The organism is Pantoea sp. ACRSB (assembly GCF_022346905.1).
In the GTDB taxonomy this organism is placed as follows: Bacteria; Pseudomonadota; Gammaproteobacteria; order Enterobacterales; family Enterobacteriaceae; genus Pantoea; species Pantoea piersonii.
The window spans coordinates 509,767-532,656 of sequence record NZ_JAKRNL010000002.1; the positions used below are offsets into that span (position 1 = coordinate 509,767).

General features: G+C 58.5%; 19 protein-coding genes. 4 read left to right on the forward strand and 15 right to left on the reverse strand.

Annotated elements, in window-relative coordinates:
* The first annotated feature begins 1 nt into the window (after position 1).
* From nrdA to yfaE, 3 genes are all read left to right on the forward strand, one after another.
* A complete protein-coding gene (gene nrdA / locus MHZ89_RS08620; RefSeq protein WP_311782654.1) occupies positions 2-2,287 on the forward strand; it encodes a class 1a ribonucleoside-diphosphate reductase subunit alpha in 2,286 nt (761 codons plus the stop codon).
* Between the two features lie 78 nt (positions 2,288-2,365).
* Positions 2,366-3,496 carry a class Ia ribonucleoside-diphosphate reductase subunit beta gene (gene nrdB / locus MHZ89_RS08625; protein ID WP_120453110.1) on the forward strand — a complete coding sequence of 377 codons (1,131 nt, stop codon included), beginning with the start codon at positions 2,366-2,368 and terminating at the stop codon, positions 3,494-3,496.
* Positions 3,497-3,498: 2 nt separating this feature from the next.
* Positions 3,499-3,759 (forward strand): class I ribonucleotide reductase maintenance protein YfaE, encoded by a 261-nt coding sequence (gene yfaE / locus MHZ89_RS08630; protein WP_081140402.1) that lies wholly within the window; start codon positions 3,499-3,501, stop codon positions 3,757-3,759.
* Positions 3,760-3,943: 184 nt separating this feature from the next.
* Here yfaE and MHZ89_RS08635 read toward each other — a convergent pair whose 3' ends face one another.
* Both MHZ89_RS08635 and elaB read right to left on the reverse strand, forming a co-directional pair.
* Complete coding sequence (locus tag MHZ89_RS08635) at positions 3,944-5,140, reverse strand: nicotinamide mononucleotide deamidase-related protein YfaY (protein WP_311782655.1); 1,197 nt, start codon at positions 5,138-5,140, stop codon at positions 3,944-3,946.
* Positions 5,141-5,320: 180 nt separating this feature from the next.
* Positions 5,321-5,632 (reverse strand): stress response protein ElaB, encoded by a 312-nt coding sequence (gene elaB / locus MHZ89_RS08640; RefSeq protein WP_120453106.1) that lies wholly within the window; start codon positions 5,630-5,632, stop codon positions 5,321-5,323.
* A gap of 272 nt (positions 5,633-5,904) precedes the next feature.
* Between elaB and MHZ89_RS08645 the strand changes: the two genes are divergently transcribed.
* Positions 5,905-7,563 carry a glucan biosynthesis protein gene (locus tag MHZ89_RS08645; protein WP_311782656.1) on the forward strand — a complete coding sequence of 553 codons (1,659 nt, stop codon included), beginning with the start codon at positions 5,905-5,907 and terminating at the stop codon, positions 7,561-7,563.
* Between the two features lie 120 nt (positions 7,564-7,683).
* Here MHZ89_RS08645 and MHZ89_RS08650 read toward each other — a convergent pair whose 3' ends face one another.
* The 13 genes from MHZ89_RS08650 to MHZ89_RS08710 form a co-directional block, all read right to left on the reverse strand.
* The gene (locus MHZ89_RS08650) at positions 7,684-8,133 is read right to left on the reverse strand and encodes a GNAT family N-acetyltransferase (RefSeq protein WP_311782657.1); all 450 of its coding nucleotides are present in this window, start codon (positions 8,131-8,133) and stop codon (positions 7,684-7,686) included.
* A gap of 63 nt (positions 8,134-8,196) precedes the next feature.
* Positions 8,197-9,654, reverse strand: a complete 1,458-nt coding sequence (nuoN, locus tag MHZ89_RS08655; protein ID WP_311782658.1) for an NADH-quinone oxidoreductase subunit NuoN — start codon at positions 9,652-9,654, stop codon at positions 8,197-8,199.
* Between the two features lie 6 nt (positions 9,655-9,660).
* Positions 9,661-11,181, reverse strand: a complete 1,521-nt coding sequence (gene nuoM / locus MHZ89_RS08660) for an NADH-quinone oxidoreductase subunit M (RefSeq protein ID WP_311782659.1) — start codon at positions 11,179-11,181, stop codon at positions 9,661-9,663.
* Between the two features lie 202 nt (positions 11,182-11,383).
* Positions 11,384-13,219 (reverse strand): NADH-quinone oxidoreductase subunit L, encoded by a 1,836-nt coding sequence (gene nuoL, locus MHZ89_RS08665; protein ID WP_311782660.1) that lies wholly within the window; start codon positions 13,217-13,219, stop codon positions 11,384-11,386.
* The gene (nuoK, locus tag MHZ89_RS08670) at positions 13,216-13,518 is read right to left on the reverse strand and encodes an NADH-quinone oxidoreductase subunit NuoK (protein ID WP_120453094.1); all 303 of its coding nucleotides are present in this window, start codon (positions 13,516-13,518) and stop codon (positions 13,216-13,218) included. The genes nuoL and nuoK overlap by 4 nt, the downstream gene beginning before the upstream one ends.
* A complete protein-coding gene (gene nuoJ, locus MHZ89_RS08675) occupies positions 13,515-14,054 on the reverse strand; it encodes an NADH-quinone oxidoreductase subunit J (RefSeq protein ID WP_311782661.1) in 540 nt (179 codons plus the stop codon). Before nuoJ ends, nuoK begins: the two co-directional genes overlap by 4 nt.
* Before the next feature lie 10 nt (positions 14,055-14,064).
* A complete protein-coding gene (gene nuoI / locus MHZ89_RS08680) occupies positions 14,065-14,607 on the reverse strand; it encodes an NADH-quinone oxidoreductase subunit NuoI (protein WP_120453090.1) in 543 nt (180 codons plus the stop codon).
* A gap of 11 nt (positions 14,608-14,618) precedes the next feature.
* A complete protein-coding gene (gene nuoH / locus MHZ89_RS08685; RefSeq protein WP_033750471.1) occupies positions 14,619-15,596 on the reverse strand; it encodes an NADH-quinone oxidoreductase subunit NuoH in 978 nt (325 codons plus the stop codon).
* Positions 15,593-18,316, reverse strand: a complete 2,724-nt coding sequence (gene nuoG, locus MHZ89_RS08690) for an NADH-quinone oxidoreductase subunit NuoG (protein ID WP_311782662.1) — start codon at positions 18,314-18,316, stop codon at positions 15,593-15,595. Before nuoG ends, nuoH begins: the two co-directional genes overlap by 4 nt.
* Before the next feature lie 103 nt (positions 18,317-18,419).
* A complete protein-coding gene (gene nuoF / locus MHZ89_RS08695) occupies positions 18,420-19,760 on the reverse strand; it encodes an NADH-quinone oxidoreductase subunit NuoF (protein ID WP_311783017.1) in 1,341 nt (446 codons plus the stop codon).
* A 2-nt stretch (positions 19,761-19,762) separates the two neighbouring features.
* Positions 19,763-20,278 (reverse strand): NADH-quinone oxidoreductase subunit NuoE, encoded by a 516-nt coding sequence (nuoE, locus tag MHZ89_RS08700; RefSeq protein WP_120453084.1) that lies wholly within the window; start codon positions 20,276-20,278, stop codon positions 19,763-19,765.
* 2 nt (positions 20,279-20,280) lie between these two features.
* Positions 20,281-22,080, reverse strand: coding sequence for an NADH-quinone oxidoreductase subunit C/D (gene nuoC, locus MHZ89_RS08705; RefSeq protein WP_311782663.1), 1,800 nt, complete (start codon positions 22,078-22,080; stop codon positions 20,281-20,283).
* A gap of 117 nt (positions 22,081-22,197) precedes the next feature.
* Positions 22,198-22,875: an NADH-quinone oxidoreductase subunit B family protein gene (locus MHZ89_RS08710; RefSeq protein WP_033750488.1), complete on the reverse strand. Its 678-nt coding sequence runs from the start codon at positions 22,873-22,875 to the stop codon at positions 22,198-22,200.
* Between the last annotated feature and the right edge of the window lie 15 nt (positions 22,876-22,890).

A 22,890-nucleotide genomic window follows, 5' to 3' on the forward strand; every position in this document is an offset into this window, starting at 1 on the left:
CATGAATCAAAGTCTGCTCGTTACTAAACGCGATGGCCGCCAGGAACGCATTGATCTCGATAAAATTCACCGGGTACTCGACTGGGCCGCTGAAGGGCTGAACAACGTCTCTGTTTCCCAGGTTGAACTGCGCTCCCATATCCAGTTTTACGATGGCATCAGAACTTCTGATATTCATGAGACCATCATCAAGGCCGCAGCAGACCTGATCTCGCGCGACGCGCCGGACTATCAATACCTTGCTGCCCGCCTGGCGATCTTCCACCTGCGTAAAAAAGCGTACGGCCAGTTCGAGCCGCCGAAGCTTTACGATCAGGTGGTACGCATGGTGGAGATGGGCAAATATGACCGTCACCTGCTGGAAGACTACACGGCTGAAGAGTTCGAGCAGATGGACGGCTTTATCGACCACTGGCGCGATATGAACTTCTCCTACGCGGCGGTAAAACAGCTGGAAGGCAAATATCTGGCGCAGAACCGCGTCACCGGCGATATTTACGAGAGCGCGCAGTTCCTCTACATCCTCGTCGCCGCCTGCCTCTTCTCCGGCTATCCGCGCGATACCCGTATGGACTACATCAAGCGCTTCTACGACGCGATTTCGACCTTTAAGATCTCGCTGCCGACGCCGATCATGTCTGGCGTGCGCACTCCGACTCGCCAGTTCAGCTCCTGCGTGCTGATCGAGTGCGGCGACAGCCTCGACTCTATCAACGCCACCTCCAGCGCCATCGTGAAGTATGTGTCGCAGCGCGCCGGGATCGGCATCAACGCTGGCCGCATTCGCGCGCTGGGCAGCCCGATCCGCGGCGGCGAAGCCTTCCATACCGGCTGTATCCCGTTCTACAAGCATTTCCAGACCGCGGTGAAATCCTGCTCGCAGGGCGGCGTTCGCGGCGGCGCGGCGACGCTGTTCTACCCGATGTGGCATCTGGAAGTAGAAAGCCTGCTGGTGCTGAAAAACAACCGCGGCGTTGAAGGCAACCGCGTCCGCCATATGGACTACGGCGTGCAGATCAACAAGCTGATGTATCAGCGCCTGCTGAAGGGCGAAGATATTACTCTGTTCAGCCCGTCCGACGTGCCTGGCCTCTACGACGCATTCTTTGCCGATCAGGAAGAGTTTGAGCGTCTGTACACCAAATATGAGCAGGACGAGAGCATCCGCAAGCAGCGCGTTAAAGCGGTCGATCTCTTCTCGCTGATGATGCAGGAGCGTGCCTCCACCGGTCGTATCTACATTCAGAACGTCGACCACTGCAACACCCACAGCCCGTTCGACGCCAGCATTGCGCCGGTGCGCCAGTCTAACCTCTGCCTGGAGATCGCGCTGCCGACCAAACCGCTGGAAGACGTCAACGACGAGAACGGCGAAATCGCGCTCTGTACGCTGTCGGCGTTTAACCTCGGCGCGATTGAAAGCCTGGACGACCTGGAAGAGCTGGCGACCCTGGCGGTACGCGCGCTCGACGCCCTGCTCGACTATCAGGACTACCCAATTCCAGCCGCCAAACGCGGCGCGATGGGCCGTCGTACCCTGGGTATTGGCGTTATCAACTTCGCTTACTATCTGGCGAAGAATGGCGTGCGCTACTCCGACGGCAGCGCTAACAACCTGACGCACAAAACCTTCGAAGCGATTCAGTACTACCTGCTGAAAGCCTCGAACGAGCTGGCGAAAGAGCAAGGCGCCTGCCCGTGGTTTAACGAAACCACCTACTCGCAGGGCATTATGCCGATCGATACCTATAAGAAGGATCTCGACAGCATTTGCAACGAGCCGCTGCACCTGGACTGGGACGGCCTGCGCGAGTCGATCAAGACTCACGGCCTGCGCAACTCTACGCTCTCTGCGCTGATGCCTTCTGAGACCTCTTCGCAGATCTCCAACGCCACCAACGGCATTGAGCCGCCGCGCGGCCATATCAGCATCAAAGCCTCCAAAGACGGCATTCTGCGTCAGGTGGTGCCTGAGTATGAGCGTCTGAAAGATCAGTACGAGCTGCTGTGGGAAATGCCGTCCAACGACGGTTATCTGCAGCTGGTCGGCGTTATGCAGAAGTTTATCGACCAGGCGATCTCCTCTAACACCAACTACGATCCGTCGCGCTTCGCCAACGGCAAGGTGCCGATGAAGCAGCTGCTGAAAGACCTGCTGACCGCCTATAAGTTCGGCGTCAAGACGCTCTACTATCAGAACACCCGCGACGGTGCGGAAGACGCGCAGGACGATCTGGCGCCTTCCATTCAGGATGACGGTTGCGAAAGCGGCGCTTGTAAGATTTAAGGTTGGGCGGGAGCGCGTCTCCCGCCTGCGTCATTTCACGGGGCTGCGCTGCGCCCCGTTCACATTTGGACAGTTTGTATGGCTTACACTACGTTCTCACAGAATAAAAACGATCAGCTGAAAGAGCCGATGTTCTTTGGTCAGTCCGTCAACGTGGCGCGCTTCGACCAGCAGAAATATGACATCTTTGAAAAGCTGATTGAAAAGCAGCTCTCCTTTTTCTGGCGTCCGGAAGAGGTAGATGTCTCGCGCGACCGCATCGACTATCAGGCGCTGCCGGAGCATGAGAAGCACATCTTTATCAGCAACCTGAAATATCAGACCCTGCTCGACTCTATTCAGGGCCGCAGCCCGAACGTCGCGCTGCTGCCGCTGATCTCGATCCCCGAGCTGGAAACCTGGGTAGAAACCTGGGCCTTCTCCGAGACTATTCACTCGCGCTCTTACACCCATATCATTCGTAATATCGTTAACGACCCTTCGCTGGTCTTCGACGATATCGTGACTAACGAGCAGATCCTCGCGCGCGCGCAGGATATCTCGAAGTACTACGACGATCTGATCGAGATGACCAACTACTGGCATCTGCTGGGCGAAGGCACGCATCAGGTTAACGGTAAAACCGTGACCGTGAATCTGCGCGCGCTGAAAAAGCAGCTCTATATCTGCCTGATGAGCGTTAACGCGCTGGAAGCGATTCGCTTCTACGTCAGCTTCGCCTGCTCTTTCGCCTTCGCCGAACGCGAACTGATGGAAGGCAACGCCAAGATTATTCGTCTGATCGCACGTGATGAGGCGCTGCACCTGACCGGCACCCAGCATATGCTGAACCTGATGCGCACCGGCGAAGACGATCCTGAAATGAAAGAGATTGCCGCCGAATGCCGTGAAGAGTGTTTCGATCTCTTCAAGAAAGCGGCCGAGCAGGAGAAAGAGTGGGCGGAATATCTGTTTAGCGGCGGTTCGATGATCGGCCTGAACAAAGATATTCTCTGCCAGTATATTGAGTACATCACCAATATCCGTATGCAGGCGGTGGGCCTGGATCTGCCGTTCCAGACGCGCTCCAACCCGATTCCGTGGATCAACTCCTGGCTGGTATCGGACAACGTGCAGGTGGCACCGCAGGAAGTAGAAGTAAGCTCCTATCTGGTGGGTCAGATTGACTCGGAAGTGGGCGAAGACGACTTCAACGATTTCCAGCTGTAAGTATGAGCCGTGCCGTTGTTATCCTGCGCAGTTCCGGTCAGCGACTGGAGTGCGCAGAGCATCATCCCAACCTGCTGACGACGCTGGAAGCGCATAATCTGTGCGTGGAGTTTCAGTGCCGCGAAGGCTACTGCGGTTCGTGCCGCACGCGGCTGCTGAAGGGCGAAGTGCACTACGCCGAAACGCCGCTGGCGTTTGTTCAGCAGGGGGAAATTTTGCCCTGCTGCTGTCTGGCGAAGGGTGAGATTGAAATCGAGCTATAGCTAGCCTTTTTTCTCTGACAGGCCGCGCAATAATCCAAAACGCGGATGGCAGGGAGCGAAGAGCAAAGCGTCCCGCGCCAGGGAAGGCGCGGGCCGAGCCGGCAGGGATGCCGCTTTTGCGTCTTTGCGATCGCTCCCTGCCATCCGCGTTGGCTCTCGAAGCGACAGACGCCTCCACACCCCACTACAGCTTTACTGACTCCAGAATATCAATCCAGCCGTGACCGGTGCTGACCTCGCTGCCATGTAGCCAGCGACGCAGCATATTCATCGCCATCATCGCCACCACCTTCTGCCGCGTCTCCAGATTATGGCGACCGTGGGTGAACTTCACTCGCTGTCCCCAGCTCGCCTCCGGCGTATGCAGCGCCAGCGAGACCTCGCCCTCTTCCAGCGCGCCGGTCGACAGCGCCAGCACTGTGCCGTGATGCGCCGCCAGCGCGCGCGTACGCTGAACCTGCTCTTCCAGCCCCTCCTGATGCGCCGGGAGGATTTCCGCCGCGCTAAGCGGTACCTCTGCCGCGGCCAGCTGCCAGTTCAACAGCCCGGCGGTGTACTGCTCGCTGAGCGCCAGACGGAAACCGCGCTCCTTCAGCTCGCGCGCCAGCAGCGCTGGCAACCCTTCGGTGCCTTCAAAAATAGTGCACTCCGCCAGCAGCAGACGCACCTGCTGCCAGACCTGCTCCATGGCCACGCGCTGGCTGGCTGGCCCGGTCAGCTTTATCTCGATAATCGGCATTGAAGAGCGATAACCCATTACTACGCCCTCGGGGAGCGCCAGCGGCTCCAGCTCGGCGGCAATGTCGCTTTCGCCGCGACCGAACGTCGTCAGGCGCAGACAGAGCGGCGGCTCCGGCAGATCAAAATGCTGTTTGAGGCGCGGCAGAATCTGCTGCTCCACCATCACCTTAAATTCAGACGGCACGCCAGGCGTAAAGAAGATCCAGCAGCGGTTAAGCCGCAGCGCAAAGCCGCAGGCGGTGCCCACCGGGTTATCGATCATCTCAGCATTGGCGGGTATCTCCGCCTGCTTGCGGTTGCTTGCCGCCATTACGCGTCCGCGGCTGGCAAACCACGCCTCGATGTTATCGAGCCATTCCTGATGCAGCACCAGCTCGACACCGCTCGCTTTCGCCGCCGCCAGCGCGCTGAGATCGTCGCTGGTTGGGCCGAGGCCGCCATTCACGATAAGCACATCTGCGACTTCGCTACGCGCCTGAAGCGTTTCCACCAGCGATGACAGCGAATCGCCTACTGTGCTGCGGCTGGTCATTGGCAAACCGTGTTGAAACAGCAGATCCGCCAGCCAGGCGGCGTTGGTATCCACGATTTGGCCGTGTAGCACCTCGTCCCCTGTAGACAACATCTCGACTCTTATCACGTTTGATCTCCTTTTGTCCGTCGATCTACTGTAGGAAGCGCGCTGATTAAACTCAACACTATCCTGCGCTTTTCGCATCAGGAGCATAGAGAGAGGGAGAAGAAGAACGGCGCGGGGGTAATACGAGGAAGGTAGCAAAACAAACGGCGGGAAAGTCCCGCCGTTTTCAGTGGCGTAGCCTTAGCGACGCGCCAGCAGCAGACCGAGCACCAGGCCAGCGGCTGCGCCGATGCCGATACCCTGCCATGGCTTCTCATGCACGTAGTCATCGGCGCGGTAAGCTACATTTTTAGCGCGATAGTAGTAGCTGTCAGAGGCCTGGCTGACGCGTGATTTCACATCTTCCAGCGCCTGCTCCGCTTTGGTTTTAAGCTCAACGTACTTCTGATCGGTCGGATCGCCTGATGACTTCAGCACCTCTTCCAGCGTCTCGGTCAGCAGCGCCAAATCATCATCCAGATTGGTGTCGAAAGCTTCTGTCTCTTTTACCATCATTTCCTCCGTGTCATTTATAAAGCAGTCTCTTAACTATAGCGGCTAAATCGCCGTTTGCAGGATGGTTTCGCCAGGATTCTCCTGAGTTTCCTGCTGAAGGAGTCAATACGAAATTCCTCAGCCTTCTTGATTAATCTGATAAATTTAAGGCGGATTGAATTTTTCATCTACCAGACTGTCGTACCCTGCTGTTATCTGCGCTTTTGGCTCACCTGGGCGCAGAGCTGGACAGTCACAACACACTCGAACGCTAAGGAATAATTTCTGGCATGAATCGAAGAATGTTTATGAAAGCGTCAATGGCCTTTTCCGCCGTCAGCGGCATGACCGGCCTGTCCACGCTGTTTGCACAATCCGCCTGGGCAGAAGATGGCATTGCTGACGGCGCCGCTGTGCGCTTCGATTTCGATGTACTGAAAAAGAAAGCCGCCGCGCTGGCGAAACAGCCCTGGGGCGGAGCGCCAGGCGCGCTGCCGGAGACGCTGGCGACGCTGACGCCGCAGGCGTACAACGAAATTCAGTACGACGCCGGTCATTCGCTGTGGAACACCATCCCCGATCGTCAGCTCGACGTGCAGTTTTTCCATGTCGGCATGGGCTTTAAGCGTCGCATCCGCATGTTTTCCGTTGACGCTGACAGCCGTGAGGCGCGTGAGATCCATTTTCGCCCTGAGCTGTTTAACTATAACAACGCGAAGGTAGATACCCAGCAGCTGGTGGGCAAAAACGATCTCGGCTTCGCCGGTTTCCGCGCCTTTAAAAAACCAGAGCTGGCGCGGCGCGATATTGTCTCCTTCCTTGGCGCCAGCTACTTCCGCGCGGTAGACGACACCTATCAGTACGGCCTCTCCGCGCGCGGCGTGGCGGTCAACACCTTCAGCAACGGCAGCGAAGAGTTCCCCGACTTCACCGCGTTCTGGTTTGAGACGCCGAAAGCGGACGACACCACGTTTGTCGTTTACGCCCTGCTGGATGGCGCCAGCGTTACCGGCGCCTATAAGTTCACCATCCACTGCGAAGCGCAACGCGTAGTGATGGAGGTGGAAAACCATCTCTTCGCGCGCAAAGAGATCCGCCAGCTCGGCATCGCGCCGATGACCAGCATGTTCAGCTGCGGCACCAACGAGCGCCGCATGTGCAACACCTATCATCCGCAGATCCATGACTCCGATCGCCTGGCGATGTGGACCGGCAGCGGCGAATGGATCGCGCGTCCGCTGAATAACCCGCAGAAGTTACAGTACAATGCCTATCAGGATGAGAACCCGCGCGGTTTTGGCCTGTTACAGCTTAACCACGACTTCAAAGATTATCAGGACGTTATCGGCTGGTACGACAAGCGTCCCAGCCTGTGGGTCGAGCCGGTGGGCAAATGGGGCAAAGGCGCTATCAACCTGATGGAGATCCCGACCACCGGGGAAACGCTGGATAATATTGTCTGCTTCTGGCAGCCAGCCGAGCCGGTGAAAGCCGGCAGCGAGTTCAGCTTCTCCTATAAGCTCTACTGGAGCAGCCTGCCGCCGGTTCGCAGCGGACTGGCGCGTGTCGATGCGACCCGCACCGGCATCGGCGGCTTCCCGGAAGGCTGGGCGCCGGGCGAGCACTTCCCGGAGCAGTGGTGCCGTCGCTTCGCCATCGATTTCGTCGGCGGCGATTTGAAAGCGGCTGCGCCGAAGGGCATCGAGCCGGTCATTACTCTCTCATCCGGCACTTTCAAACAGGTCGAGATCCTCTACGTCGAGCCGATGAACGGTTATCGCATCCTGTTTGACTGGTATCCCAACAGCGACGCTACCACGCCGGTAGAGATGCGCCTGTTCCTGCGCACCAAAGATGAAACTCTGAGTGAAACCTGGCTCTATCAGTATTTCCCACCGCCGCCGGACCAGCGCAAATATGTGGATGACCGGCAGATGACGTCAGGCTAAAAGCGAGAGCGGCGAGCCAAGGCTTGCCGTTTTAAGTCAGCTATCGAACTGCGCGGGTGCTGTAGCCATCTCACCTGCTTAGCTGTCTGTAACGGCGAGTCGCTGCTGGCTCGCCGTTTTTTATTTACGCATATCAATATGGGGAATATTGTCTTCGAGGTAGATATCCCCGACCGCCTGAAAACCAAGACGCCCATAGAAATTTTGCAGATGCGCCTGCGCAGAGAGATAAACCTCGCGCCCTGGCCAGTGCTGTTCGCAGCTGAGCAGCGCCTGCTCCATCAGCCGGTTTCCGAGGTTCAGACCACGCGCGCTGGCGGAGACAATCACGCGCCCTATCGCCACAGGCGCAGCGTCATCCGCAGGGGTAAGAATACGCGCATAAGCCACCAGCTCATCGCCGCGCATCCCCAGAATATGGCGGTTATCGGCCGTCAGATCCTGGCCGTCCACATCCAGATAAGGGCAGGTTTGCTCGACGATAAAAACGGCGCAGCGCAGCGCCAGCACCGCATAAAGCTGCTTCGCGCTCAGTTCGCTGTGATGCTTATCTTGCCAGTTAATCTCCATAGGCTCTCCTGAAGGCAAAAAAAATCAGGCCCGCGGGCCTGATTTCATCAAGGGAAAAACAGTTTACATCAGCGGCTGAGCCATCTGCACCAGCGTAATCAGCGGCTGCGGATAGACGCCGAGCAGCAGCACCAGAATCGCTGAAATCAGCACGACTACGCCGCCCGCGGTAAACGCCCAGTTAGCTGGCGTATCGCGCGTATGCAGCTCCGGCGGGCTGAGGTAGAGGCTCACAGTCACGCGCAGGTAGTAGTAGAGGCCGATGGCGCTGCCGATAACTACAGCTGCCGTCAGCCACCACAGGTGCGCATTGACGCCTGAAGCGATAACGTAAAACTTGCCGATAAAGCCGAGCGTCATCGGGATACCCGCCAGCGACAGCATCATCACCGTCATTACCGCCGACAGCACAGGACGGTGCCAGAACAGGCCGCGATAGGAGTAGAGCGAATCAGCATCCGGGCCGCGGTAAGGGCTGGACATCAGGCTGACGACGCCGAACGCGCCGAGGCTGCTGAACAGGTAACCCGCCAGATAGACGCCCGCAGTTTCCAGCGACAGCTGATGGGTTTTCACCGCAATCAGCGCCACCAGCAGGTAGCCGAGATGCGCGATAGAGGAGTAACCCAACAGACGTTTGATATTGCTCTGCGAAATCGCCATCAGGTTGCCGAACAGAATCGACACGAAAGCGATCGCGCCCAACACGGTGCGAACGGCTTCGCTGTCGGTCAGCGGTGCGTACATAAACAGACGCATGATAACGCCGAAAATAGCGATCTTGCTGGCGGTCGCGAGGAAAGTCGATACCGGCGCAGGCGCACCCTGATAAACGTCCGGCGTCCAGAGATGGAACGGCACCAGCGACAGCTTAAAGCCCAGCCCGATAATCATCATGCCCAGACCAACCAGCAGCAGCGGCTGTTGGATCATGGTGTCGTTCAGGCTCTCTCCCAGCTTAACGAAGCTCAGGCTGCCGGAATCGGCATAGACCAGCGCGATGCCGAACAGCAGGAAAGAGGAGGCAGCCGCAGACAGAATGGTATATTTCAGCGCCGCTTCTAAAGAACGCTTCTGACGGAAGGCGTAGCCAATCATACCGAACAGCGGCAGCGACAGCAGCTCGACGCCGATAAACAGCGACGCCAGATGGTTGGCGCTGGCCAGCACGATCCCGCCCAGCGCCGCGATCAGCACCAGCAGATAGAACTCATCCTTGTTGTCCGGGAAACCGGCCAGCCAGGGATAGGCGAAAGTACAGGTTGCCAGGCTCGCCAGGATCACCAGCGCGGTATAGAACACAGAGTAAGGATCGACCCGCAGCAGCGGCGTCACGTCCATTGCGCCCGCGTGCGCCACAAACCAGAGCGAAACCAGCGCCAGGTTCAGGCCAATGACCGTCAGCGTGGCGTTAACAAAGTGGTTGCGTCGCCAGGCAATGGACAGCATCACAACTACCACCGTCAATCCGACGATCAACAGCGGCAGTAGCGCGATCAATTGTTGAAAAGTTATTGTCATGGCGAATTACGGCCTTGTAGTTGAAATTGAAGCGGTAAACCACTGCTGAATATTGCTCATGGCGGCATGGGACGTATCCAGAATCGGCTGTGGGTAAACGCCCAGCAGCACCAGCAGAACCACCAGCACCATGATCATCGTGAATTCACGCGGCGACATGCCCGGCAGCGGATCTTTCGATTTCGCTTCGCCGTAGTAGGCGCGCTGCATCATGATCAGCGAGTAAACCGAGGCGAAAACCAGGCCGAAAGTACCGATCACGATAATCACCGGCACCACCTGGAAACTGCCCGTCAGGATCATAAACTCGCCCGCGAAGTTGCCGGTACCCGGCATCCCCAGGTTCGCCACTGCAAAGAAGAGCGACAGGCCCGGGATCCACTTAATGCGTGACCAGAGACCGCCCATCTGACGCATATCGCGCGTATGCAGACGCTCATAGAGCTGACCGCACAGGATAAAGAGCGCGGCGGCGGAGAGGCCATGCGCAATCATCTGCACGACTGCGCCCTGGAAGGCGAGCTGGCTGCCGGTGTAGATGGCGATCAGCACAAAGCCCATATGCGAAATCGACGTGTAGGCGATCAGGCGTTTAATGTCGGTCTGCGAGAAGGCCATCCACGCGCCGTAGAAGATGCCGATAATGCCCAGCCACATAGCGATCGGGGCAAACTCCGCCGAAGCGTTGGGGAACAGCGGCAGGCTGAAGCGCAGCAGACCGTAGGCTGCAGTTTTCAGCAGGATCCCCGCAAGGTCCACCGAACCAGCAGTCGGCGCCTGGCTGTGTGCGTCAGGCAGCCAGCCGTGTAGCGGCACCACCGGCATTTTTACCGCGAAGGCGATAAAGAAGCCCAGCATCAGCAGATATTCCACCGTGTGTGACATCGGTGTTTTCAGCAGCTGCTCGTAGTTAAACGTCCAGACGCCGGTCGCGTTATAGTGCACAAACACCAGCCCCAGAATCGCAATCAGCATCACCAGACCCGAAGACTGGGTATAGATGAAAAACTTGGTGGCTGCGGTGATACGGGTTTTGCCGTCGGACGCCTTATGACCCCAGAGCGCGATGAGAAAATACATCGGCACCAGCATCATCTCCCAGAAGAAGAAGAACAGGAACATATCGATAGCCAGGAAGACGCCGATGACGCCGCCCAGGATCCACATCAGGTTAAGGTGGAAAAAGCCCTGATACTTTTCGATCTCGTTCCAGGAACAGAGTACCGCCATCAGACCGAGCAGGCCGGTCAGCACCACCATCAGTAGCGACAGACCATCCAGCGCCAGATGGAAATTGATGCCGAAACGCGGGATCCAGGAGGCGGAGAACTCCGACTGCCACTGCGGCATGCCCGCTGCCTGCGTCAGTGAATAGCCGCCCTGCAGCCAGAGCTGCAGCGAAATCGCCAGCGTCAGGCCCATGGTAATCAGGGCTATCCAGCGCGGCGTCTTCGCGCCAAGGCGCTCAGCCAGCCAGCAGAGTAAACCGCCGACGAATGGAATGATTATTAGCCAAGGTAATAGCACTGAAGTCTTTCCCTTATATGTCCTTTGTATAAGCTATCCAGCTTGCCGTTTCCGCCGCCGACAGCGCTTGCAATCTTTACGTAGTTAAATACGTTCCGGTTGCTGCGCGCTGCCGACGAAGAACTGGCTGCGCCGATAACGCTTACTACTCAGGCACTTTTTGCATATCCGATGAGATGAAAATCTTTCATCCCGCTCATCTTTAAACCACCAGCATCAGCGCCAGCACCACCACGGCGCCCACGCCCATTGAGGCGACATACCAGCGCAGATAACCGTTTTCGCTGACCACCAGACCTTTATTGGCGATTCGCGACACCAGCGCGGGCAGGTTCATCACCGCATTCAGCGGATCGCGCTGCAACAGCCAGGCGATACCGAGATAAGGTTTGACGAACACTTTGTCATACAGCCAGTCGAAGCCCCATGCGGCGAACCACCAGGTGCCGAAGAAACGGCCCGGGGCGCTGTTGGCGACGCGGCTGACCAGCTGGCGTTTACCCAGCCAGAGCGCAGCAGCGATCAGGATGCCGACCACGGCGACTACGCCAGAGGCAATCTCCAGTCCAACCTTGCCCGCTTCGCCCGGTTCACCCTGCGGCAGTACGCCAGCCAGCGGCGGCGTAATCAGCGCGCCGACGAAGGTCGACAGCACCAGCAGCACGATCAGCGGCAGATGATGAGTAATACCTTTACCCGCATGCGCGTGGATCTTCTCTTCGCCGTGGAACACGATGAAGATCATGCGGAAGGTGTAGATTGAGGTCAGGAAAGCGCCTACCAGACCAGCCACCATCAGGTTGATGTGGCCGTTCGCCAGCGCGCCAAACAGAATTTCATCTTTACTGTAGAAGCCTGCCGTAATCAGCGGCAGCGCAGCCAGCGCGGCGCCGCCCACCAGGAAGCAGACATAAACCAGCGGAATGCTCTTACGCAGGCCGCCCATTTTAAAGATGTTCTGCTCGTGATGGCAGGCAAGGATCACCGAACCCGATGAGAGGAACAGCAGTGCTTTAAAGAACGCGTGCGTCATCAGATGGAAAATCGCTGCGTCCCACGCCTGTACGCCGAGCGCCAGGAACATATAGCCGATCTGGCTCATGGTCGAGTAGGCCAGCACGCGCTTGATATCGGTCTGCACCAGCGCGGCGAAGCCCGCCAGCACCAGCGTAATCGCGCCGACGATACCAACCAGATGCAGGACTTCCGGCGTCAGCAAGAACAGGCCGTGGCTGCGGGCGATAAGGTAAACGCCCGCCGTTACCATGGTCGCGGCGTGGATCAGCGCCGATACCGGAGTCGGACCCGCCATCGCGTCCGCCAGCCAGGTCTGCAACGGCAGCTGCGCGGATTTACCTACCGCGCCGCCCAGCAGCATCAGCGTCGCCCACTGCAGCATATGGTTATCCGCCGCGAAGTGCTGCGGTGCCAGTTCCATCATTTCACGGAAGTTGAGCGTACCCAGTTCGTTGTAGAGGATGAACAGGGCAAAAGCGAGGAAGACGTCGCCGACGCGGGTGATGATAAAGGCTTTCATCGCCGCTTTGCCGTTTTCCGGATTGCTGTAGTAGAAGCCGATCAGCAGGTATGAGCAGAGCCCTACCCCTTCCCAGCCGAGATACATCAGCATCAGGTTATCGGCCAGCACCAGCACCACCATGCTCGCGATAAACAGGTTGGTATAGGCGAAAAAGCGCGAGTAGCCCTCTTCGCCACGCATATACCAGGAGGCGAACATATGGATCAGGAAGCCGACGCCGGTCACCACAGAGAGCATGGTGAGCGAAAGCCCGTCCAACGTCAGGTTAACCTTAATGTCGAAATTGCCGACCTGCATCCAGGTCCAGAGCGCCTGAGTAAAAGGCTGCTGACCATTAGCAAAAAAGTCGATGCCGACATAGAGCGTCACCAGCGCCGCCAGGCCCACCGAGCCCATGCCGATCGCAGCCGACAGGTTCTCCGACCAGCGACCACGGGAAAACGCCAACAGCAAGAAGCCGATCAGCGGAAACAGGATTGTTAAATAGAGAAGATTCATCCGCGCATCTCGCTCACAGTATCAATGTTCAGCGTCAGACGACGACGATAGAGCTGGAGCAGCAGCGCCAGGCCGATGCTGGCTTCCGCCGCCGCAAGGCTGATCGCCAGGATATACATCACCTGTCCATCCGCCTGTCCCCAGTAGCTGCCCGCCACAACCAGCGCCAGCGCGGCCGCGTTGATCATAATCTCGAGGCCGATCAGCATAAACAGCAGGTTGCGACGCAGCACCAGTGATGTCAGTCCAAGGACAAACAGCACGGCGGCCAGAATTAAACCGTGTTGTAAAGGGATCATGCATGCTCCTCCTTATTGGCGTCACGATTGCTCATCACTTCGCCCTGACGCTCTTCGCGCCCGACGTGGAACGCCACCACCAGACCCGCCAGCAGCAGCATTGAGGCGAGTTCCACCGCCAGCACGTAAGGCCCGAACAGGCTGATACCTACCGCTTTGGCGTCGATGACCGTACCGTCGATGCCCTGATCGTTAGCGGTCAGAATGGCGTAGACCATGACCACCAGCAGCAAGAGCGAAACGATGCCAGGACCAATCCACAGCGAAGGCTGCAGCCATTCGCGCTCCTGCTTCATGGTGGCGTTGCCCATATTGAGCATCATCACCACGAAGACAAACAGCACCATAATGGCCCCGGCGTAGACGATGATCTCCAGCGCGCCGGCGAAATAGGCGCCGAGCGAAAAGAAAACGCCCGCGACGGAGAGCAGCGACACGATCAGATACAGCAGCGCATGTACCGGATTGGTGTGGGTGATGACGCGCAGCGTCGTCAGCACTGCCACCAGACCGCAAAGATAAAACGCAATTTCCATGCCGGGCTCCTTAAGGTAACAAACCTTTGACGTCGATAGGTTTGGCTTCGTTTTCGGCGTCGCCCTTATCTTTCCCTTCGATCGCCATACCTGCCATGCGGTAGAAGTTGTACTCGGGGTATTTGCCCGGACCAGAGATCAGCAGATCTTCTTTTTCATACACCAGATCCTGGCGCTTGAACTCGCCCAGTTCGAAATCGGGCGTCAGCTGGATCGCGGTAGTCGGACAGGCCTCTTCGCACATCCCGCAAAAAATGCAGCGTGAGAAGTTGATGCGGAAAAATTCCGGGTACCAGCGGCCATCTTTGGTCTCTGCTTTCTGCAGCGAAATACAGCTGACCGGACAGGCCACCGCACAAAGGTTACAGGCTACGCAGCGCTCTTCACCGTCGGGATCGCGCGTCAGCACGATACGACCGCGATAGCGCGGCGGCAGATAGACCGGCTCCTCCGGGTACATCTGAGTTTCGCGCTTGGCGAAGGCATGCATGCCTATCATCCAGATACTGCGCACTGTCGTGCCGAAGCCAACGACAATATCTTTTAAAGTCATCTCAACACCTCTTACTGCGCGTTGTACAGAATCACTGCGGCGGTCGCCAGCAGGTTCAACAGCGTCAACGGCAGACAGACTTTCCAGCCGAACGACAGCACCTGGTCATAGCGTGGACGCGGAAGCGCAGCACGAATCAGGATAAACATCACCATAAAGAACGCCGTCTTAAGGGCGAACCAAATGAACGGCGGCAGGAACGGGCCTTGCCAGCCGCCGAAGAACAGCGTCACGATCAGCGCTGATACGGTGGTGATAGCCACATACTCGCCGACGAAGAACAGGCCGAACTTCATCCCGGCATATTCAATATGGTAACCGTCCGCCAGCTCCTGCTCCGCTTCCGGTTGGTCGAAGGGATGACGGTGACACACCGCCACGCCCGCGATACAGAAGGTCAGGAAGCCGAAGAACTGCGGAATGATGTTCCACAGATGCGCCTGGCTTTCAACGATAGCGGTCATATTGAACGAGCCCGCCTGCGCCACCACGCCCATCAGCGACAGACCGAGAAACACTTCGTAGCTCAGCGTCTGCGCGGAAGCACGCATCGCGCCCAGCAGCGAGTATTTGTTGTTACTCGACCAGCCGGCGAACAGCACCGCGTAAACCGCCAGACCCGCCATCATCAGGAAGAAAAGCAGCCCGATGTTGAGGTCGGTTACCATCCAGCTCGGCGATACCGGCACGATGGCGAACGCCAGCAGCAGGGAGACGAACGCAATAACCGGCGCAAGGGTAAAGATAAAGCGGTCGGTAAAGGGCGGAACCCAGTCCTCTTTAAAGAACATCTTGATCATATCCGCCGCGAGCTGCAGCGAACCGCCCCAGCCCACGCGGTTCGGCCCGTAGCGGTTCTGCCACAGACCGAGCAGGCGGCGTTCGGCAAAGCTCATAAACGCGCCACACGCCACGACGACCAGCAGAATGACAATCGCCTTTACCACGGTCAGAATGATGTCGATAACGTCCGGTGTTAACCAGCTCATCGCGCCGCCTCCTGCAGTTTGTCAATGTGCGCGCCCGCCAGGAACGGCGGAACGCCCGGCATACCCAGCGGCAGGCCAATCTGGCCCGGCTGCAGCGCGCTGGAGAAGCGCACCGGCAGACGCAGGGTCTCGCCTGAACAGGTGAACTCAACGGCCGCGCCTTCATTCACGCCCAGCTTCGCCGCATCATTCTGGTTAATCACCAGCATCGGCTGCGGCATACGCTTCTGGAACACCGCCGAACGCTGGGTCATCTCCTCGCTACCGAACAGCTGGTAGTAAGGCGCGACGCGCCACTGCTCGCCGCCGACAAAGGCGGTCGGGACCTCAGTGAACCACGGCAGGGACGCATCGCCTGCTTCGAACAGACGCACACCCGGGTCGCCGTTGCGCAGCTTGCCGCCCACTTCGGCCTGGAACTTGTTCCACGCCTGCGGGGAGTTCCAGCCTGGCGCCCAGGCGAACGGGATTTGCGAACGCGGCGCGCTCGGCTGGTTGTTACCTTCCATAGAGAAGGCGAACATGCTGTCCCGATCCTGCGGCTGACGCGGCTCGTGCACGCTGATATTGGCGCGCGCGGCGGTACGTCCGCTGGAGCGGTTTGGCGAGCGGGCCAGTTTTTGTCCGCGAATGCGGAAGCTGGCATCCGGCGCGGCTTCTTTAATGCCTTTCAGCTGCGGCAGCTTCGCCACCACGGCGTCGATGACGTGATCGAGCTGCGTCCAGTCGGGATGGCGGCTTTCCAGCGTGCTGTGCAGCGAGTGCAGCCAGCGCCAGCTCTCCAGCATCACGATGCTGTTGTCGTAGTAAGCCGGATCGTAAACCTGGAAGAAGCGCTGCGCGCGGCCTTCATGGTTGATCGAGGTGCCGTCGCTTTCGGCGAAGCTGGCGGTAGAGAGCACCAGGCCCGCTTTCTCCAGCGTCGCGGTGCGCTGATGATCGACCACAATCACGTTCGTGGCGTTAGCCAGCGCGGCATCTACCTGCGCTTTCGGCGCATGACGATAGAGGTCGTTCTCCAGCACCACCACCGTATCCGCTTCGCCGTTGCTCAGCTGTTCCAGCGCGCTGTCGAGCGTGTTGCCGCCCATCAGGCCCAGACCCATGCTGTTCGCCGCACCGGCCAGCAGCGTAATGCCGACGTCGGCACCACGCGCCTTCAGCGCTTTAGCGACGTTGGCCGCCGCTTCGATCATCGCTGTGCTGCCCGAGTGGGTGCCGGAGATAATCAGCGGTTTTTTCGCACCAGCCAGCGCCTGCACCACGACGTCCAGCTTGCCGCTAAGGCTGCTGTCGAAATCGCTGACTACCGGCGCGCTTTCATCCAGCGCGCTGGCGATGGCGAAGCCGAGACGCGCCTGATCTTCCACCGGTGCGCGATAGCTCCACGCGGCGATATCATCAAGGCGGGTTTCGTCAACGTTAGTGACGAACAGCGGATGTTTAGCGTGCTGACCGATATTAAGAATGGCGGCGATCTGCCAGTCGGCGACTTTCTGCGCCGCGGCCATTTCGCGCGCTTTGCCTTTTACCGCCTGACGCACAGAGAGTGCCACGCGCGCGCCGACCTGGGTCAGATCTTCGCCCAGCACCAGCACAGCGTCATAGCTTTCCATTTCGCGCAGGGACGGCGTATAGATGCCGCTTTCGCGCAGAATTTTAAGCATTAGTTCCAGACGCGCCTGCTCCCCCGCCGGCATACCGGTAGAGAAGTTTTCCGCACCCACCAGCTCACGCAGCGCAAAGTTGCTCTCCACGCTGGCGCGCGGGGAGCCGATGCCGATAACGCGCTTCGCCTGACGCAGCACGTCAGCCGCCGCGTTAACCGCCTGCTCCGCATTCAGCGTGACCCAGTCGTTGCCGCGCAGCAGCGCAGGATGACGAGGACGATCTTTACGGTTGACGTAGCCGTAGCCGAAACGGCCGCGGTCGCACAGGAAGTAGTGGTTTACCGTACCGTTGTAGCGGTTTTCGATACGACGCAGTTCGCCATAGCGCTCGCCGGGGCTGGTGTTACAGCCGACGCTGCACTGCTGGCAGATGCTCGGCGCGAACTGCATATCCCATTTACGGTTATAGCGCTCGGAGTGCGTTTTGTCGGTGAAGACGCCGGTCGGGCAGATCTCCACCAGGTTGCCGGAGAATTCGCTCTCCAGCGTGCCCTCTTCCGGACGGCCGAAGTAGACGTTATCGTGCGCGCCGTAAACGCCCAGATCTTTGCCGTCGGCATAATCTTTGTAGTAACGCACGCAGCGGTAGCAGGCGATACAGCGGTTCATTTCATGGGAGATGAACGGGCCGAGATCCTGATTCTGGTGGGTACGTTTCGTAAAGCGGTAGCGACGGAAGCTGTGGCCGGTCATCACCGTCATATCCTGCAGGTGACAGTTGCCGCCCTCTTCGCATACCGGACAGTCATGCGGGTGGTTGGTCATCAGCCACTCCACCACGCTTTCGCGAAACTCTTTCGCTTCGCCGTCGTCAATGGAGATAAAGGTGCCGTCGGAGGCCGGCGTCATGCAGGACATGACGAGACGGCCGCGGGTATCTTCGGCATTCTGGAATTGCTTCACCGCGCACTGGCGGCAAGCCCCAACGCTTCCCAGCGCCGGATGCCAGCAAAAATAAGGAATATCAAGGCCCAGAGAGAGACACGCCTGCAGCAGGTTGTCCGCTCCGTTCACATCATATTCTTTACCGTCTACATGGATTGTAGCCATAGTGAACATGCTTCCGTAAGGCTCGTCAGAGACGAGCGTTAATCATATTCTTGCCCCGGTTTTGGGGCAGCGGCGCAGAGCCGATTCCGTGTGCTGCGGTGAATTACCAGCGTGCTTTCAGCAGGTTAGGCTGAATACCGCCGATTGCGCGCGTATTGCCGAAGACCTGCGGCGCAATGCCGGCTTCAAACTCTTCACGGAAATATTTAATGGCGCTCTGCAGCGGCTCCACCGCGCCAGGCGCGTGGGCGCAGAAAGTTTTGCCAGGGCCAAGCTGGCGGCAAAGCTGCTGCAGGGTTTCGATATCGCCCGGCTGCCCTTTGCCCTGCTCCAGCGCGCGCAGGATTTTCACGCTCCACGGCAGGCCGTCGCGGCATGGCGTACACCAGCCGCACGATTCACGCGCGAAGAACTCTTCCAGGTTGCGCACCAGCGACACCATATTGATCTCGTGGTCGACGGCCATCGCCAGCGCCGTACCCAGGCGGCTGCCCGCTTTACCAATGCTGGCGAACTCCATCGGCAAATCGAGATGCTGCTCGGTCAGGAAGTCGGTACCCGCGCCGCCCGGCTGCCAGGCTTTAAAGCGCAGACCGTCGCGCATGCCGCCTGCATAATCTTCCAGGATTTCACGCGCGGTAATGCCGAACGGCAGCTCCCATACGCCTGGATTTTTTACGCGGCCGGAGAAGCCCATCATTTTGGTGCCGGCATCGTCGCTTTTCGACAGGCCTTTGTACCATTCGACGCCGTTGGCCAGGATCGCCGGTACGTTGGAGAGCGTTTCCACGTTATTAACGCAGGTCGGCTTGCCCCACACGCCCGCGCTTGCCGGGAACGGCGGCTTGGAACGCGGGTTGGCGCGACGCCCTTCCAGCGAGTTGATCAGCGCCGTCTCTTCGCCGCAAATGTAACGACCCGCGCCGGTGTGCACGATCAGCTCGAAGTCGAACCCGGTGCCAAGAATGTTTTTACCGAGGAAGCCCGCTTCGGTCGCTTCCGCGATAGCGCGACGCAGGTTCACCGCCGCTTCGATATACTCGCCGCGCAGGAAGATGTAACCACGATAGGCTTTCAGCGCGAAGGCGCTAATCAGCATGCCTTCCACCAGCTGATGCGGCATCTGCTCCATCAGCAGGCGGTCTTTATAGGTGCCCGGCTCCATCTCATCGGCGTTACACAGCAGGTAACGGATGTTCATGGATTCGTCTTTCGGCATCAGGCTCCACTTCAGACCAGTGGAGAAGCCTGCGCCGCCGCGTCCTTTCAGACCCGAATCTTTCACCGCCGCGACGATTTCGTCCGGCGCCATGCCGTTCAGCGCTTTTTCCGCGCCCGCATAGCCGTTTTTACTGCGATATTCTTCAAACCATACCGGCTGTTTGTCATCGCGCATACGCCAGGTGAGCGGGTGCGTTTCCGCAGTACGAATGATCTGTTTGATGGTCATTGATACTGCTCCAGTAATGAGGCGATGCCTTCCGGCGTCAGATGAACGTGGGTATCTTCATCCACCATCATGGTCGGGCCTTTGTCACAGTTGCCCAGACAGCAGGTCGGCAGCAGCGTAAACCGGCCGTCCGCCGTGGTCTGGCCAGGCTTGATATTGAGATTCTGCTCAAGCGCCGCCTGAATGCCCTGATAGCCAGTGATGTGACACACTACGCTGTCGCAATAGCGGATAACGTGACGGCCGACCGGCTGACGGAAAATCTGACTGTAGAAGGTGGCGACGCCTTCGACGTCGCTCGCCGGAATGCCCAGCACCTCGGCGATAGCGTGAATAGCGCCATCCGGCACCCAGCCGCGCTGCTTCTGCACAATCTTCAGCGCCTCAATCGACGCCGCGCGCGCATCTTCATAGTGGTGTTTTTCGTGCTCGATAGCGTGATGCTCTTCCGCGCTCAGCACGAAGACCTCGTTCGGGTCGATCGTATGAATGGCAATTTTTTGATCGTGCATAATTAGCGGTCCACGTCTGACATAACAAAATCGATACTACCGAGGTAAACGATCAGGTCGGATACCAGGCTGCCGCGGATCACCGACGGGATCTGCTGCAGGTGCGGGAAGCTCGGCGTGCGCACGCGGGTGCGATAGCTCATGGTGCTGCCGTCGCTGGTCAGGTAGTAGCTGTTGATCCCTTTGGTCGCCTCAATCATCTGCAGCGATTCGTTGGCCGGCATCACCGGGCCCCATGAAACCTGCAGGAAGTGAGTGATCAGCGTTTCAATATGCTGCAGCGTACGCTCTTTCGGCGGCGGCGTGGTCAGCGGGTGATCCGCCTTGAACGGGCCTTCCGGCATATTGTTCAGGCACTGCTCAAGAATACGCAGCGACTGCCACATCTCTTCCATCTTCAGCTGTACGCGCGTGTAGGCATCGCTGATGCCAGCCCCAACCGGAATTTCAAAGTCGAAGTTTTCATAACCTGAATAGGGACGCCATTTGCGCACGTCGAAATCCAGGCCGGTGGCGCGCAGCGCAGCACCGGTGGTGCCCCAGGCCAGCGCCTCTTCCATGTTATAGGCGGCAACGCCTTTTGAACGGCCAACCAGCACGCTGTTGCGCAGCGCGGCTTTGTCATACTCTTTCAGGCGCTTCGGCATCCAGTCGAGGAACTCGCGCAGCAGACGCTCCCAGCCTTTCGGCAGATCGTGCGCTACGCCGCCGATGCGAAACCAGGCCGGATGCATACGGAAGCCGGTAATGGCCTCAACCACGTCATAAATCTTCTGGCGATCGGTAAAGGCGAAGAAGACCGGCGTCATTGCGCCGACGTCCTGAATAAAGGTCGAGATATAGAGCAGGTGGCTGTTAATGCGGAACAGCTCAGAAAGCATGACGCGAATAACGTTGACGCGATCCGGCACCACGATGCCAGCGAGTTTTTCCACCGCCAGCACGTAAGGCATTTCGTTTACGCAGCCGCCGAGGTACTCCACGCGATCGGTATAGGGGATATAGCTGTGCCATGACTGGCGCTCGCCCATCTTCTCCGCGCCGCGGTGGTGATAGCCGATATCCGGCACGCAGTCGACGATCTCTTCGCCGTCCAGCTGCAGAATAATACGGAAAGCACCGTGTGCCGACGGGTGGTTCGGACCCAGGTTGAGGAACATAAAGTCCTCACTGTTGGTGCTGCGCTTCATGCCCCAGTCTTCTGGCTTGAAGGTCAGCGCCTCCATCTCCAGATCTTCTTTCTGTTTGGTAAGCGTGAAGGGGTCGAACTCTGTGGCGCGCGCCGGATAATCTTTACGCAGCGGGTGCCCTTCCCAGGTCTGCGGCATCATGATGCGCGTCAGGTGCGGGTGGCCATCAAAGGTCACGCCGAACATCTCCCAGGTTTCGCGCTCGTACCAGTTGGCGTTCGGGAAGATTTTGGTCAGCGTCGGCAGGTGCAGATCGTTCTCCGACAGCGCCACCTTGAGCATGATGTCGCGGTTACGTTCGATCGACAGAAAATGGTAGAAAACGGAAAAATCCGCGGCGGGCAGACCGGCGCGGTGGGTACGCAAACGCTCATCCATGCCATGCAGGTCATAGAGCATGACGTAAGGTTTTGGCAGTTTACGCAGGAAAGCTACGATCTCCAGCAGCTGCTCGCGCTTTACCCAGACCACGGGAAGGCCCGTACGGGTAGGCTGAACGGTAAAGGCATCCGGCCCAAAACGGTTACGCAGCTCGCCGATCACCGGGTCATCCAGGTGATCCCGGGTTTGCCATGCAGGCTGAGCGAGATCGTGCGTGGTTAAATCTGTCATACGTTACTCACCATTCCGGCCTGTCGCCAGGCACTCAAAAGAAGGCGTCAGGATGGGGCCGCGCATTAAGTTGTGGTGTTTTGCCGCGGCCGTGGAATCCATCCATGTACGGTGTTCTTACACTTCGTCAGGCGTGCGAAGATTCGTGACGGCGATGCGCTCGCCGCGTTTTCTTTCACGTTCCGACTGCATATTGGCGCGATAAACGCCCTGATCGCCAACGACCCACGACAGCGGACGGCGCTCTTTACCGATCGACTCGCGCAGCAGCAGCAGCGCCTGCATATAGGCTTCAGGACGCGGCGGGCAGCCGGGGATATAGACATCGACCGGCAGGAACTTGTCCACGCCCTGCACCACGGAGTAGATGTCGTACATGCCGCCTGAGTTAGCGCAGGCGCCCATGGAGATCACCCACTTCGGCTCCAGCATCTGGTCGTACAAACGCTGAATCACCGGCGCCATTTTGGTAAAGGGCGTACCGGCGATTACCATAAAATCCGCCTGACGCGGCGAGGCGCGCATAACTTCCGCGCCAAAACGCGCCACGTCATGCACGGCGGTAAAGGAGGTGGTCATCTCTACATAGCAGCAGGACAGACCAAAGTTATAGGGCCACAGGGAGTTTTTACGGCCCCAGTTCACCATGTCATGCAGGGCATGCTCGAGCTTGCCCATGTAGACGCTGCGATGAACGTGCTGCTCAAGGGGATCGGCTACGATCTCCTGTTTTTGCAGAGGGTAACGGTCGTTCTCACCACCGTTGGGGTCTATGCGGGTGAGCGTATAGTCCATCAGATTGCCTCGCTT